Source organism: Blautia sp. An249 (assembly GCF_002159835.1).
Lineage (GTDB): Bacteria > Bacillota > Clostridia > Lachnospirales > Lachnospiraceae > Blautia_A > Blautia_A avistercoris.
Map to the genome: position 1 here is coordinate 13,682 of NZ_NFJL01000018.1, position 14,881 is coordinate 28,562.

At 43.9% G+C, this 14,881-nt stretch carries 14 protein-coding genes; 6 read left to right on the forward strand and 8 right to left on the reverse strand.

Going from position 1 to position 14,881, the window contains the following annotated elements; all coding sequences use genetic code 11:
- The first annotated feature begins 121 nt into the window (after positions 1 to 121).
- A complete protein-coding gene (locus B5F53_RS14870) occupies positions 122 to 340 on the forward strand; it encodes a hypothetical protein (RefSeq protein ID WP_176350965.1) in 219 nt (72 codons plus the stop codon).
- 113 nt (positions 341 to 453) lie between these two features.
- Here the strand turns inward: B5F53_RS14870 and B5F53_RS20590 are convergent, their stop codons facing one another.
- The gene (locus B5F53_RS20590) at positions 454 to 1,530 is read right to left on the reverse strand and encodes a YARHG domain-containing protein (RefSeq protein ID WP_087224785.1); all 1,077 of its coding nucleotides are present in this window, start codon (positions 1,528 to 1,530) and stop codon (positions 454 to 456) included.
- Positions 1,531 to 1,721: 191 nt separating this feature from the next.
- On the reverse strand, positions 1,722 to 3,089 hold the full coding sequence (locus B5F53_RS14880; protein WP_087224788.1) for a PcsB-like coiled-coil domain-containing protein: 1,368 nt from the start codon (positions 3,087 to 3,089) through the stop codon (positions 1,722 to 1,724).
- 271 nt (positions 3,090 to 3,360) lie between these two features.
- On the opposite strand from B5F53_RS14880, the gene B5F53_RS14885 reads away from it, so the two are divergent.
- The gene (locus B5F53_RS14885; protein ID WP_087224791.1) at positions 3,361 to 3,594 is read left to right on the forward strand and encodes a helix-turn-helix domain-containing protein; all 234 of its coding nucleotides are present in this window, start codon (positions 3,361 to 3,363) and stop codon (positions 3,592 to 3,594) included.
- A gap of 68 nt (positions 3,595 to 3,662) precedes the next feature.
- On the opposite strand, the gene spoVG is transcribed toward B5F53_RS14885, so the two are convergent.
- The 3 genes from spoVG to B5F53_RS14900 are packed head-to-tail and all read right to left on the reverse strand — an operon-like array spanning position 3,663 to position 6,382.
- Positions 3,663 to 3,956 carry a septation regulator SpoVG gene (gene spoVG, locus B5F53_RS14890; protein WP_087224932.1) on the reverse strand — a complete coding sequence of 98 codons (294 nt, stop codon included), beginning with the start codon at positions 3,954 to 3,956 and terminating at the stop codon, positions 3,663 to 3,665.
- Positions 3,957 to 3,993: 37 nt separating this feature from the next.
- On the reverse strand, positions 3,994 to 5,112 hold the full coding sequence (gene glgD / locus B5F53_RS14895; protein ID WP_087224793.1) for a glucose-1-phosphate adenylyltransferase subunit GlgD: 1,119 nt from the start codon (positions 5,110 to 5,112) through the stop codon (positions 3,994 to 3,996).
- A gap of 7 nt (positions 5,113 to 5,119) precedes the next feature.
- The gene (locus B5F53_RS14900) at positions 5,120 to 6,382 is read right to left on the reverse strand and encodes a glucose-1-phosphate adenylyltransferase (protein WP_087224796.1); all 1,263 of its coding nucleotides are present in this window, start codon (positions 6,380 to 6,382) and stop codon (positions 5,120 to 5,122) included.
- A 323-nt stretch (positions 6,383 to 6,705) separates the two neighbouring features.
- On the opposite strand from B5F53_RS14900, the gene murC reads away from it, so the two are divergent.
- From murC to B5F53_RS14920, 4 genes are all read left to right on the forward strand, one after another.
- Positions 6,706 to 8,085, forward strand: coding sequence for a UDP-N-acetylmuramate--L-alanine ligase (gene murC, locus B5F53_RS14905; protein WP_087224799.1), 1,380 nt, complete (start codon positions 6,706 to 6,708; stop codon positions 8,083 to 8,085).
- Positions 8,086 to 8,389: 304 nt separating this feature from the next.
- A complete protein-coding gene (locus tag B5F53_RS14910; protein ID WP_087224802.1) occupies positions 8,390 to 9,442 on the forward strand; it encodes a DnaD domain protein in 1,053 nt (350 codons plus the stop codon).
- A 9-nt stretch (positions 9,443 to 9,451) separates the two neighbouring features.
- The gene (locus tag B5F53_RS14915) at positions 9,452 to 10,432 is read left to right on the forward strand and encodes an ATP-binding protein (RefSeq protein ID WP_087224805.1); all 981 of its coding nucleotides are present in this window, start codon (positions 9,452 to 9,454) and stop codon (positions 10,430 to 10,432) included.
- 10 nt (positions 10,433 to 10,442) lie between these two features.
- Positions 10,443 to 11,624, forward strand: coding sequence for a ribose-phosphate pyrophosphokinase (locus tag B5F53_RS14920; RefSeq protein ID WP_087224808.1), 1,182 nt, complete (start codon positions 10,443 to 10,445; stop codon positions 11,622 to 11,624).
- Positions 11,625 to 11,685: 61 nt separating this feature from the next.
- Here the strand turns inward: B5F53_RS14920 and fic are convergent, their stop codons facing one another.
- From fic to B5F53_RS14935, 3 genes are read right to left on the reverse strand one after another with little or no spacing between them, the layout of a single operon-like run.
- Complete coding sequence (fic, locus tag B5F53_RS14925) at positions 11,686 to 12,288, reverse strand: protein adenylyltransferase Fic (protein ID WP_087224811.1); 603 nt, start codon at positions 12,286 to 12,288, stop codon at positions 11,686 to 11,688.
- Between the two features lie 45 nt (positions 12,289 to 12,333).
- Positions 12,334 to 13,818, reverse strand: a complete 1,485-nt coding sequence (locus B5F53_RS14930; protein WP_087224814.1) for an ATP-binding protein — start codon at positions 13,816 to 13,818, stop codon at positions 12,334 to 12,336.
- Positions 13,815 to 14,873 carry a metallophosphoesterase family protein gene (locus B5F53_RS14935; RefSeq protein ID WP_087224817.1) on the reverse strand — a complete coding sequence of 353 codons (1,059 nt, stop codon included), beginning with the start codon at positions 14,871 to 14,873 and terminating at the stop codon, positions 13,815 to 13,817. Before B5F53_RS14935 ends, B5F53_RS14930 begins: the two co-directional genes overlap by 4 nt.
- Between the last annotated feature and the right edge of the window lie 8 nt (positions 14,874 to 14,881).

Genomic DNA, 14,881 nt, shown 5'->3' on the forward strand with positions numbered 1-14,881 from the left:
TTTCTTCACCTGACCTCTCATTCTTTTTATTCATTCTCTTATTCTTGACAATTTTTCTCAGTTTGAATTATAGTAGCAATTGGAAATACTAACGGATAGAAACAGGAAAAGAGGTAGGATTATGCTAAACCCGGTAAAACTTATGAATCTGAAAAGCCTGAAAAACCAATTCGCCAAAAACCACCCCAAGTTCACAAAATTTTTATATGCAGTATGGGAAACTGCCCTGGTTGAAGGAACTGTGATCCAAATCCAGGTAAAAACTCCGGACAACCGAACCTTATCCTCCAATCTGAAACTCAAAAAAGAAGATTTGGAATTGTTGGATAAATTTAGATAAACAAACGCATCCACAGCGGAGCGATTTTTATGTAATAGGAAATCCGACGGAATTTCCTATTACATAAAAATCAAGAGTGCCCAAAGGGCACTCTTTTTTATCAGTTATTCTTATCAGCCGCCCACAGAAGCCGCCGGATTCGCTGAAGAAGGCGCCGTCATCGCATCAGCCAGCGTTTTAATATTTGCCTTTTCATAGGCGTTAAATACTCCTTCATTAAAGTACTCCGGAGCTGTAGTTCCTGTATACCAGGTCTTTTTGTCAAAGTATGCCTGCACCTGAGGAATGGTAAACAGTCTTCCGTGACGTGCATAAATTTCATTAATTGCCATCTGTTTCTGATCATTATTCAGGCCGGAATAGTCGCCGTAGGATAAATACCGATAGCTGCTGTCCGGAATAATATAAGTACTGTCTGTCTTTGTATTTACCGGCTGCTGGGGCACCGGAGTCGGAATGGGAGTGGCGGTTGGTACCGGGGTTGGTATCGGCGTAAAGGTCGGAACCGCCGTAGGTTCCGCATCCACTGCTGCCACAGGCTCTTCTTTTGCCTTTGTCTTCACTGCTTCCGGCTCATCTATGGGACCAAAGTTTCCGTTCACCGTATCATTTTCCTGGGAGCTGTCTACCTGAATTCCCAGAGAAGGATAATCACCGGCAAATTCCTGATAGAAGGAATCCAGTTCCCATTTAATATCGCTTGCGGACTCAATGACCGAACCATCCTTTTTAAAGTACACCACCTCAAAGGTCTCTTTTTTCGGCTTAACAGCAAACTGAATCAGATTCTCGTTTCTGTCCGCTCCGGCATATTCTACAATCTGTTTGTCATCTGTTTCAAAGGAATCCCAGCTTCCCCCTGCCCATACATGCTCCAGGACAGATTTCACCGGAACCATATCGTAGTCTCCCAGATATCCAAGTTTTACATCCGCCAGATTTTGTTCTGCGTCAAAACTATCCTTTCCTTTCAGCTGTGTCACTACTAAGATCAGAACGATTGCAATTACCAGAACGCCGATCACTCCTCCCAGAATCACCGGCAGCATATTGGTATTTTTCTTAGGCGCCCGGCCTCCTCCTGCATGATTCTGATTCCCGTAACCGGGCTGCGCCTGAAGTGGGGTTCCACAATACGGGCAAACGCCCCAGGTCTCATTTACTTCTTTTCCACATTTCGGGCAAAACATCTCTCTTCTCCTCTCTGCTTATTTCCGTATTTTTGTTTTGAAAGAGCAGATTCCCCTTCTTTTTTACAAGTATACAACTTTTTTTCAGGAAATCCAACTCCCATTCCCCGAAATTATCTGCCTAAATTTTCTGGGCCAATCAGAAAAAGCGGACTTTCCAAAACTGAAAGTCCGCTTCATGTTCTTTTTTCTTATAACTGGTAAACATCCGCATACTGCAGGCCGAAGGCAAGGGCCTCAGAATGGCTGTTAAAGTAAATATCCACATGTCCGTACGGTGTTCCCAAATCCTCTACCGTATATACATTTCCGTTAATCAGAAGCTGGGTTCCGAAAGGAACTCCTGCCATCGCCACGGTTCTTCCTGCCTGAGGCCATGTTCCGCTGGCTGTCTGATTCCCGGCTGTTCCGCAGCACTGTGCACAGTTACAATAAGCAGTTAATTTAAAGTTTCCTAAATATGTACCCTGACTGGAAGAAGAACCGGAAGAACTTTCTTCTTCATAAGTATCTTCTGAAGACCCTGCTGATTCATCAGAAACATTCTCGTCTGAACTATTATCCTGTGCAGAATCTCCGGATTCCTCCTGAACTTCTTCTGTTTCTTCACTGTAATCTTCTTCTGCTGTCTCTTCTGATTCACCTTCGTCTGTGTAGGTTTCATCCTGGCTTTCTGTTTCCTCAGAAGATTCTGTACTTTCTTCTTCATAGGAAACTTCTTCTGCTTCTTCTGTCTCCTGTGAAGTTTCCTGCTCTTCCAACGCTGCCTGCTCTGCAGCCGCCTGTTCCTCGGCTTCCTGTGCGGCTCTGCGCTCTTCGGCCGCCTGCTGCATCAGTCCGTATAAGCTGTCGTTGGCACTGTTCACCTGAGATACCAAGCTCTGAGCCTGCGCGTAATTGCTGCTGATTTCCTCTGCATACGCCAGTACATTGTCGCTTGTGGAAGCGGCAAGTTCTTTGACTTCCTGACGTTTTGCCGCGTTTTCGGCCCGGAGATTGTTAATCTCTTCTGCTTCCTGCTCTACCTTAGTTTCCTGTTCCGCTATTTTTTCTGAAGTTGCCTCATACTTCTTCAGCATTTCTCTGTCGTACTTTGTGATCTGAGAAATATTTTCAGCACGGCTTAAGAATTCTCCGAAACTGTTCGCTTCGCAAAGAAGATTAATATAGGAAGTTGTCCCATTTTCATACATATAGGCAATTCGCAGCTTCATATCCTCATACTGTTTTGCCTGTTCTTCTTTCGCTTCTTCCAGTTCTTTCTGAACATTCTGAAGCTCTTCCTGCTTTAACGCCGCTTTTTCTGAAAGCTCTCCTACTTCTTTTGTTAAATTTGTATATTGTGTGTTGAGTTCATTTAAGTAACTCTCCAGTTCTCTCTTCTGACTTTCCAGACTACTGATATGTTCCTGTGTGGCTGACAAGCTGGACTCTGCACTCTGCTTCTGCGCTCTGGCATCTGCAATCTGTTCTTCTGTGGTAGCCGCACTGACTGGCAGAGCTGTTGCCGTAGCAAGAATTCCTGCCATCAGCAGAGGAAGTACCTTTCTTTTCTTCATAGTATCTGCACCTCACATTTTTTAATTCTCCCCTAGTATAACATATTCTTTTCAAAAATCAATACTTTCGCTTAATTTTTGTAACATATACGTAACATTTGTTAAGATTTCGCCGTTTTTTTGTTATACTTCTCTTCTCTACTTCCTTTTACTTCCAGTTTTTCCGGGGATAAGCAACTCAAAAATGTGCATAGATATGTTTATGAATTGTTTTAAAAACCTTCTGAATTTCATAAACTATTGATAATATAGAGGAGGATGCTTAAAATACATGGACGAGAAACACTTAAGGCAGTATAGAGAACTGGGATTGACCATTGCTTATTATCGTAAATTAAAAGGAATGAGTCAGCAGCAGCTGGCAGATGCCACTGGCATAAGCCGGACACACGTAAGTAATATTGAAGCTCCCAATGCGAGAACTTCGGTTTCTCTGGATAAACTTTTCAGTATTGCAGATGCGTTGGAAATTCCGGTAAAAAATTTATTCTCCCTTCACGGATAAAGGAAAAGGGGCTGTCGCGGAATCGCTTGCCGCCGACAGCCCCTTTTCCTTATTTTATTTTTGCATGATTAAGCAAGTTCCTGAACATCCTCTGCCTGAGCTTCCGCCTCCATCACTTCATCAAACTTGGAAAGAATGATTTTCTGGATCTTGTCCCTGGTCAGAGAATTAATCGGATGTGCAATATCTCTGTATTCTCCGTCCGTAGCCTTACGGCTCGGCATTGCAATAAACAATCCTTTTTCACCTTCGATTACTTTAATGTCATGAACCACAAATTCATCGTCAATGGTAATCGAAACAACCGCTTTCATTTTTCCCTCTTTTGCAACTTTACGCACTCTCACATCTGTAATATTCATATTGATTTTGCCCCTTTCATACGCATTTTCGTATCGTTTATAATACGTATCTTTCGTTTTTTTCAATAACTATCTTAATTTCTCCCTCACCGCAGTAGTAGGAGTTCGCCCGAATGGTATCCCTGCTCTCTACTATACAGTTCTCAATATGTGTATTATCCCCCAAATAAACATCATTCAGAATGATTGAATTTTTAATCACACAATTGTTTCCCACAAAAACTTTCTTAAACAGAATGGAATTTTCAACGACACCGTTGACAATACATCCGCTGGCCACCAGGCTGTTTTTCACCACGGCGCCCGGATTGTATTTGGCCGGAGGCAGATCGTCAATCTTGGTTTTGACAGACGGCTGCCCTTTGAAAAAGTAATTTCTTACTTCCGGTTTCAGAAAATCCATATTGGTTTTATAATAGGAATCCACTGTGGAAATGTTGCTCCAGTAATCCTCAATCTTATATCCGTATATTCTCTTAAGGTTTTTATAGCGGATTAAAATATCTTTTACAAAGTCATGTCTGCCCTCCTGGGCACATTTTTCGATTAGTTCAATTAACTGTCTTCTTCTTATTACGTAGATACCTGTGGATACCGTGTTATACTGGGATACCATAGGTTTCTCTTCAAAGTCTTCGATCCGGCAGTCTTCGTTCATCCTAAGCACGCCGAAACGCTCAATGTCATCCGGATCTTTACAGGTAGTGCATACAACCGTTACATCTGCCCGTTTGGCGATATGATATTCCAGAACCTTATTGTAATCCATCTTATAAATTCCGTCTCCGGATGCAATTACCACATAGGGTTCATGGCTGTTCTTAAGGAAGGACAGGTTCTGATAGATGGCGTCGGCCGTACCCTGATACCAGAAACTGTTGTCTTTGGTAATGGTAGGAGTAAATACATACAGTCCGCCCTGCTTTCTTCCGAAATCCCACCATTTGGAGGAACTTAAATGTTCATTTAAGCTTCTCGCATTATACTGGGTCAGCACAGCCACTTTCTGAATATGAGAATTTGCCATATTACTTAATGCAAAATCGATACTGCGGTAGCTGCCTGCCACCGGCATTGCTGCAATCGCTCTTTTATTCGATAATTCTCTCATGCGGTTGTTATTTCCACCCGCTAAAATGATTCCAATCGCTCTCATCTTTCCATCACTCCTTCGCTATCACTTGTCCACTGGCCAATTGTCCTTCAGGATAATCTGCTGCCGTTGTTACACCTGAGATGGCTGTATTCTTTCCGATTTTCACATTATCCGGAACCACACTCTTCTCGCCGATGGTTGCAATGCCGAAGGAATAGACTGCCGGTTTCAGAACATTCTCTGCTTCCTCGCCGCATCCGATTACTACATTATTTCCGATTTTTACATCTTCTGCGATAATCGCCTTATCCATCGTTACCCCTTCTCCGATTTCCACATTTCCCATGATAATGGAGTCACGGATAACGCTGCCTTTTCCCACAACTACATTAGGTCCGAGAACAGAATTATGTACCTCGCCATAAATCTCTGCTCCCTCGCTAATCAGACATTTATCAATTACTGCTTCATTGGAAAGATACTGGGGCGGAATGGTGTCCCCTTTCGTATAAATCTTCCAGAACGCTTCATATAAATTGAATTCCGGAATAATATCAATCAGCTCCATGTTGGCTTCCCAATAAGAGCCAAGAGTTCCCACGTCTTTCCAGTATCCGTTATATTCATAGGCAAACAGTCTCTGGTTCTTCTCTTTACAATAGGGAAGAATATGTTTTCCAAAGTCGCAGCCCTTCTGATTTTCATTGGTGTATAACGCTTCTTTCAGAACGCTCCAGTTAAAGATATAGATTCCCATAGAAGCCAGATTGCTGCTTGGTTTTTCCGGTTTTTCCTCAAATTCGGTAATGCGGCCCGTATCGTCCGTTACCATAATACCAAAGCGGCTTGCCTCCTCAATGGGAACCGGCATGGTTGCAATTGTCACATCTGCCTTGTTCGCCTTATGGAAGTCCAGCATTACTTCGTAATCCATCTTATAAATATGATCTCCTGACAGGATCAGCACATAATCCGGATTATACTGTTCCATATAAGCCATATTCTGAAAAATAGCATTGGCAGTTCCTGTATACCATTCACTGCTTGTACTTTTCTCATAAGGAGGAAGAACGGTTACTCCACCCTCATTTCTGTCTAAATCCCAGGGAATCCCAATACCGATATGGGTATTCAGCCGAAGAGGCTGATACTGCGTCAGCACACCCACTGTATCAATCCCTGAGTTAATGCAGTTACTTAAAGGGAAATCAATAATCCGGTACTTCCCTCCAAAAGCAACGGCAGGTTTTGCAACTTTCTTAGTAAGCACACCTAACCTGCTGCCCTGCCCGCCCGCTAGAAGCATGGCGATCATTTCTTTCTTAATCATGCAATCACCTCTTGTACGTTATGGTTCTCTTATTATATCACACTTTCTATGGATAGTGAACATTTATTACAATTTTTTAATCTTAAATCCCGTTGTTTTTGTGTTAATTGTCATTTTTTTAACCATCCTCTTCCATTTTTCTTCTCTGAATTCGTTTTTTTGCAATAATTTCTCTCAAATTTTTGTATATTTTTACATTTCCTCCTAAAAATCGACAAAACCAAGAAAGACTTTTCATTTCCTCCTGTTAGAGGTATAATAAATTATTATAATTTGGATTATTTTCCTATTAAATCCGAAAAAAATTCGAAGGAGTCAAGAACATGTATAAGATAGACTTTTCCAATCCGCTTCATATTCATTTCATCGGAATCGGCGGCATCAGTATGAGCGGTCTGGCCGAAATCCTGCTGGAAGAAAATTTCACAGTTTCCGGTTCAGATGCCAAACAGAGTGCTCTTACCCATATGCTGGAAGAAAAGGGAGCCAGAATTTTCTACGGACAGCGGGCTTCTAATATAGAAGATTCCATTGATGTGGTTGTATATACCGCGGCTATCCATCCGGATAATCCGGAATTTGCCTGCGCCCGTGAGAAAGGAATCCCCATGCTTACCAGGGCGGAACTTCTGGGACAGATTATGAAAAACTACGAAATTCCCATCGCCATTTCCGGTACCCACGGAAAAACCACCACGACTTCCATGGTTTCCCACATCCTCTTAAAGGGCGACTGTGATCCGACCATATCCGTAGGCGGTATTCTTCCGGCTATCGGAGGCAATATCCGGGTGGGAAATTCGGAAACCTTCGTAACCGAAGCCTGCGAATATACCAACAGCTTTTTAAGCTTTTTCCCTAAAATCAGCATTATTTTAAATATGGATGCAGATCACCTGGATTTCTTTAAGGACATTGATGACATCCGCTCTTCCTTCCGGAAGTTTGCACAGCTTCTGCCTTCCGATGGTACGCTGATTATAAACAGTGACACACCCAAATACGAAGAGATTGCAAAGGATCTCCCCTGTCAGGTAACTACCTATGGCCTGGAACATCCTGCTGATTACACCGCTTCCCAGATCCAGTTTAATGAAAAAGGCTTTGCCACTTTTACTGCTGTGGAAAAAGGCGTCTCTCTGGGACAGTTTACTTTATCCGTTCCGGGTACCCATAACGTCTCTAACGCTCTGGCTTCCATCGCTCTGGGACGGAAACTGGATCTTCCTTTGGAAATCATCCGGGAAGGCCTGTCCTCATTTACCGGAACCGATCGACGTTTCCAGTTAAAAGGGGAGATCGGCGGCGTTACCATTATCGACGATTATGCCCATCATCCCACAGAAATTTCAGCTACCTTAAAGGCAGCTCATAATTATCCACATAAAAAGATCTGGTGCGTTTTCCAGCCCCATACTTATACAAGAACCCAGGCTCTTCTGGATGACTTTGCCAAAGCTCTGACAGATGCCGATCACATTGTACTGGCCGATATTTACGCAGCCAGAGAGAAAAACACTCTGGGAATTACCTCCAAAGTCCTCCAGGAACGTATTCTGGAACTGGGAACTCCCTGCGAATATTTCCCAACCTTTGACGAAATCGAAAATTTTCTTCTGGAAAATTGTACACAAGGCGATTTGTTGATAACTATGGGGGCGGGAGACGTGGTAAATATAGGAGAACACCTTCTTGGTCAATAGTTATCCACATTATCCACATGTTTATACACATTTTTTCTGTGTGAAACATGTGGATTTTTTTGTGCATAACCTGATTTACATAATTTGACACCGGAAAATTACATTTTCCCTATTTTATGCTGTTTTTTCGACATTGGGGATTTTCCATAATCTATTTATCCATATTTTTATCCACATTATCCACATTTCCCACATTTTTCCTCCCACAATCGGAAAAACTTTTATAGGTAAAAATGCCTATTCTCATTTTTTAAAGGTTGTGCTATAATCCTGATAGTTCATTAGAAAGTGAGTGCTGTTTTTCATGAGTGGCATTAGAATTGAAAGTAATTTTTCGCCCAATGTAACAATGATTCCGAACTGGTTTATTGATCAGTATATGCCGAAAGCCAACGGAGAATTTGTCAAAATTTATCTCTATCTCGCCCGTCTGCTGTCTCAGCCTGACGGGGATTTTCAGCTTGCCTCAGCAGCCGATACCCTGTACTGTACAGAGCGGGACATTCTGCGCGCCCTTAAGTACTGGGAACAGGAAGGACTGGCCGTCCTTACCTACGGAGAAGATAAAAAACTTTGCCGAATCTCCCTGACTGCTCTGACCGGCGTTTCCGAGCCGTCCCCTAAGCCGGCGGCCGCACAGACTCCGGCCCCGGCTTCCGCTGAGCCTCAGCCGAAGAAAGAAAGCACCCTCACTCCGGATCGGGTAAAGGAGTTAAAGGAAAACGAAGATATTATCCAGCTTCTGTTTATTGCAGAGCAGTATCTGGGGAAAACTCTGACTCCCACAGACACCAACCGGATTTTATATTTCTATGAAGATTTAAAACTTCCGGCAGACTTAATTGAGTATTTAATTGAGTACTGCGTTTCCAAGGGAAACCGGAGTATGCATTACATAGAAGCGGTTGCTTTATCCTGGGCTCAGAAGGGAATTTCCACCGTGAAGATGGCCAAGGAAGAATCCCATTCCTACAATAAGAAATATTTCACTATTTTAAAGGCTCTGGGAATCCGAAACAGGAATCCGGTACATACGGAAATCTCCATCATGGATACCTGGATAAACGATTATGGCTTTACGTTAGATCTGATCTGTGAGGCCTGCACCCGGACTGTTCTGCAGACAGGCCAGGCCAGTTTCCAGTATGCAGACACCATTTTAAAAGACTGGAAGAAACGGAAGATTCATCATATTTCCCAACTTTCTGCTTTAGATGCAGAGTTTAAGAAAAACCAGAAAAAAGGGACCGCCAAAGAAACCACATCCAGAAAAGGTTCCTCCACCAATCGTTTCAACAATTTCCATCAGAGAGATTATGACTTTGAAGAATTGGAGAAACGTTTTTCGAACAAGTAAGGAGGGCATATGCCTCTAAAAAATATTCAGTACGATGAAATCATGCGGGAATATAACCGACGGCAGTTAGAAAACAAACACCGTCAGGAAATCTGCAGGAAGAAGGCTTACGGGGAGATTCCCCGACTGAAGGAGATTGATGAGGAAGTCGCCACGTTATCCGCCTCCAAAATACGGGCCATGCTGACCAGAGGAGAAACTTCTGCCTCGGATCTGAAAGCACAGATCGCCCTTCTGGCGGAGGAACGCAGGGCGCTGCTGCTTTCTCACGGCTATCCGGCAGATTATCTGGAAATGCATTATACCTGTCCTCTCTGCCAGGACACCGGATATATCGGCATGGAAAAATGCACCTGTTTCCGTAAGGCTGCCATTGATTTGCTTTATGCGCAGTCCAATCTGAAAGAAATTTTAAAAAAAGAAAATTTCGCTCACTTTTCTTTCGATTATTATTCTGATAAAATAAAAAATGAAGCAACTGGTCTCAGCGAACGGGAGACGGCGCGGCAGGCGGTAGAAAAGGCTCATTTATTTATTGACGGCTTTGATACTTCCTGGAAGAATCTTCTGATTTACGGAGATACCGGAGTGGGAAAGACCTTTCTCTCCCACTGCATCGCCCAGGAATTAATCGAGTCAGGGCACAGCGTCGTTTATTTTTCTGCCTTTGATTTGTTTGATTTGCTCTCCCAGAGCGCTTTTTCCAAAAATATATCCCGGGAAGCCCTGGATGATTTCATATTCAGTTGTGACCTTTTAATTATTGACGACTTGGGAACGGAGCTGACCAACAGCTTTATCTCTTCCCAGTTTTTTCTGTGCGTCAATGAACGGATTATGCGGAACAAATCTACAATTATTTCCACCAATCTGACCATAAACAGTCTGTTTGATTTGTATTCCGAGCGTACTTTTTCAAGAATCATCAGCAATTATGAATTGATTAAACTCATTGGTAAAGATATTCGTATTCAGAAAAAATGTTTCTAGGAGGAAAAACATGGGTAAAAGAACAAGTAAAGAAGTACACACAATTCCCGTAGGACGATTAGGATTCATCCCGCTGGAAAGCTGCGCCTCACTGGGCCAGAAAGTGGATCAGTGGCTGGTTCAGTGGAGAACGGAACGGGGAAACCGCCCCAACTCTATCCCCTTCGACGGTTACAAAAGAGACTCCTATATTATTCCTACCCAGGTTCCCAGATTCGGTTCCGGAGAAGCCAAAGCCGTTGTGGGCGAATCTGTCCGGGGCGATGATATTTATGTGATGGTGGACGTGTGTAACTACAGTATGAAATACCCTATCGGAAGGTTTACAAACTTAATGTCACCGGATGATCACTTCCAGGATGTAAAGCGTGTCATCGCCGCTGTCAGCGGAAAGGCACGGCGTCTGAATGTGATTATGCCTTATCTCTATGAAAGCCGCCAGTTTTTAAGAAATAACAGAGAATCTCTGGACTGTGCCACAGCCCTTCAGGAGCTGATCAATATGGGAGTGGAGAATATCCTCACCTTTGACGCTCATGATGCAAGAGTGCAGAATGCCACTCCTCTTCATGGGTTTGAGACGATTCCGCCCACCTATCAGTTTATTAAGGCTCTTTTACATGCAGAGAAACATCTTCAGATTGATCCGGATCACCTCATGGTGATCAGTCCCGATGAGGGAGGGATGGGCCGCGCGATTTATCTGGCCAATGTATTAGGGGTTGATATGGGAATGTTCTATAAACGCCGGGATTATTCCGTTACGGTCAACGGACGCCACCCTGTAGCTGCCCATGAATTTTTAGGCGCTAAGGTCAGCGGTAAAGATATGATCATCCTGGATGATATGATCTCTTCCGGAGATACCATGCTGGAAATCGCCGCTCTGCTGAAAGAACGCAATGCGCGCCGCATTTTCCTGTTCTCCACCTTCGGAATCTTCACCAACGGCCTGAAGAAGTTTGATAAGGCTTATCAAAACGGCCTGTTTGACCGTCTGCTGACCACCAACCTGGTTTATCAGACTGCGGAACTGCTGCAGAAACCTTATTATACTTCCTGTGATATGAGTAAATACATCGCGCTGCTTATTGATACCTTAAATCACGATTCTTCCATCAGCCACCTTCTGAATCCTGTGGATCGTATTAAGAATTGTATCGAACAGTATAAAGAACAGCAGAATCAGTAAAAGAAAGAGCAAAAAACACAGTTGAAAACATCTGAACCTGTTTTCAACTGTGTTTTTCTTTTTACAGTTCTTCTGTTTTAAAGGCTGTATATCCTTCGTAATAGTAACTGTGGTCGATTCCTTTGATATAAACTTCCCGGCTATCAATCTCATCTGTAAGAGCCGCTTTCAGGATGTATTTAATTTCAATATCCTTGACCGGACTGCGTTCCATAGCCATCAGGTATTCTTCTTTGTCCACCTTGCTCCAGTCGATTACCTTCCCGATTTCCGCCTTTAAAATGGCATCCAGCCAGATACGCATACTGCGTCCGTTTCCTTCCCTGAAAGGATGGGCAATATTCATTTCCACATATTTCTCGATAATCTCATCAAAGTTTGACTGAGGCATCTTATCGATCTGAGCAAGGGCCGCGTCCAGATACATAAGGGGCGCAAACCGGAAATTCCCCTTTGCTATATTCACCGTCCTGATTTCGCCTGCAAAATCGTAAATATCTTCAAATAAATACTTGTGGATCGCCCGCAATGCGGAAAATCTTCCGGTTTCCAGCCTATCCAGCATTCCATTTTCAAAAAGTGCAAGAGCCTTTTTTTTACTTATTTTTTCTTCCTGGCGCGCAAGCTCTGCAAAATTGTCAATTCCCAGTTTGTTTTTCAGCATATCAAAACCTCCTACTTTTATCGCCAAAGGGGCAAGCCCACCTTCTTAAAGGGTAAGAAACTGGTGGGGAATTTCCAGTTTTTTTAAACATTCTTCTTCTCTCTTCTGGCAGGTCAGAAGAATTACCTGCCGTCCACACCGATACAGCCAGATCAGTGCGCTGTTAAGCCGTTCCTCGTCATACATGGCGAAGCTCTCGTCCAGGATGACAGGAAGGCCCTCTCCTTCTTCAAAGGTCTCTGAAACCGCCATCCGCAGGGCAAAATAAACCTGTTCTATGGTTCCCCGGCTGACCTGTTCCAGATCGGTCCATTTTTCCTGTGTATAAAGTTTTATATTCAAGTCTCCGTCTATCAGAAGCTTTCCGTATTTCCCATTCGTTAAATCAGAAAGGATTTCCTCCGTCCGTGCCTGCAGCTTTGCCGAGGTCTTTTTCTGCATCGTCTTTGCCAGATTCTGCATCGTCTCCAACGCAAGATCTATGGCCTCTTCCTCTTCTTCCCAGATATTCTTACGGGCCTCTTCTTCCAGAAGCTCCTGGTATTCTTCCCGGAGATTGGACAGGCGGATCTCCTTTTCCTTTTTCTGTTCCAGCAAATCCGCTCTTTTCCAGACCGCTTTTTTCTCCCGCTCCCGTTTTTCTTCTGTTTTGCCGACCCTTGGATTCCTCTGTATCAGCCACAGAAAGATACAGAACAGTTCTGCCAAAATCCCCAACAGAACCACAATTCCTTTTCCGATTCCCGGCAGGAACCAGCATAAAAGCAGGGTCAGTACAGCAATTCCTCCTCCTGCTTTCCAAACCCTGGAATCCTTTTTTCTGACTCCTGCGGCTGCACCTTTTTCGGCTGTTTCTTTCTCTTCCAGCCTGTGATACTGCAGTTCAAACTGGCCGATCTCCTCTTCCAGATATTCCATCCGGGACGTAACTTTTATTCTTTTTTCCACGAGTTTCTGTTTTTCTTCCCGGCTCTTTTCTTTCCTGTCCTTTTTTTCCGCTTTCAGATAGGTTTCCGCTTCCTTTAAGTCCAAATCTCCGTCTCTGCCTGTCTCATAATTCAGCAGATACCGCTTTACTTCCTCTGCCAGTGTTTTTCCGGGAACGGTTTTAATCTGACCCACGGCGGCTGTATTCTCATATACAGCCTCGCTGATTTCTCCAAGAAGAATATCCAGATCCCCGTCTTCCACACGAAGCTGCTCTCCGTCGCTTTCGCACAGCAGCACCGCTTCCTGGTGGTCTTTGTGGAAATTCCGGTACAGGGCAAAGTCTTTTAAACCGCAGGAAAAGCGCAGACTTCCTCCGTAACGACAGGGATTCTCCCAGGGTTCGTATCTGGTATAATTGTCTTTTCTGGAAGCTCTTCCTCTCATCCTGGGAAGCCCGAACAGCATTCCCTTCAGATAGGCGTAAAGTGTGGATTTTCCACTTTCATTCTCCCCGTAAACCAGATTGATTCCCTCTTTCAGAACCAGCCTCCTGTTTTTCAGTTTTCCGAAGTTTTTAATTTCCAATTCTCTGATAATCATTCCCGTCTCGTCTCCATCAGAGCCTTTACTCCGTAGTACAAGGCCTTCTTTTCTGTCTCATTTAACTCTCTTCCCTGAAACTGACGGATATATTCGCTTAAGAAAGTACCTTCGTATTTCTTTGCAAGCTGAGCATATCCCCATTCTTCCCGGAACTTCGTCCGGATTTCCACAATGTTGCCCAGTGTTTTTAAATGTTCGGTTCCAAGAGCCGCGCCTTCCTCCCGAATGCCGTCCAGGGTCAGCCGGTAAATATTCTGTGATCCTCTGGCTTCTATCTGTTTCTTTATGCTGTCTTCCAGTTCAAACCAGGTGGAATTCTCAGGAACGGACACTTCCAGATCCCAGTAGGAACGAGCGGCCAGAGGGCGAAATTCTATCCGGCATTCCCCTCTTTCGTTATATTCTCCCTGAATATATCCATGGGGACCCGTGTCGTTTCTGTCGATGGGCTCCAGAGCCCCCGCATAGGCTGCTCTGTCCTTTATCAGCACCTGAGGCTTGTGTATATGACCCAGGGCAATGTAATCGAATTCCAGCCGTCCCAGAGCCTCCCTTCGTATGGGAATATGCTTTTCATCTCCGCCGTGGGCCAGCAGAATCTGAAAACCGGCGGGTTTCCCGGGGCAGATCCCTTCGTAAACAGGTTCTCTGATTTCTCTGCTCCAGTAACTGAGCCCGTAAACACAGGTATTGATTTCCGGAAATTCCGCCATTTCCATCTCTCTCCCCCAAAGTCCGGTTACATTGGACGCCCAGGAAAAAGTCCGGTAGTTGGAATTCTTCTGAATAAAATCGTGATTTCCGGCAATCAGAACCACTTTTGTATCCGGGATGGAACGAAAGAGCCCATTTACTTCTTTCAGTTCTTTTTTTAAAGGCTGCCTGTGAAAGAGATCCCCTGCAATCAGCAGAAGATCTGCTTTCTCTCTTTTCGTTTCCTCAATCACCCTGCCAAAAGTATTCCAAATCTCCTGCTTTCGGTCAGCTCCCCATGGGTATTCTAAATCAGGGCTCGCTCCCAGATGAACGTCTGCAATATGAATAAATTTCATTTTTTTCC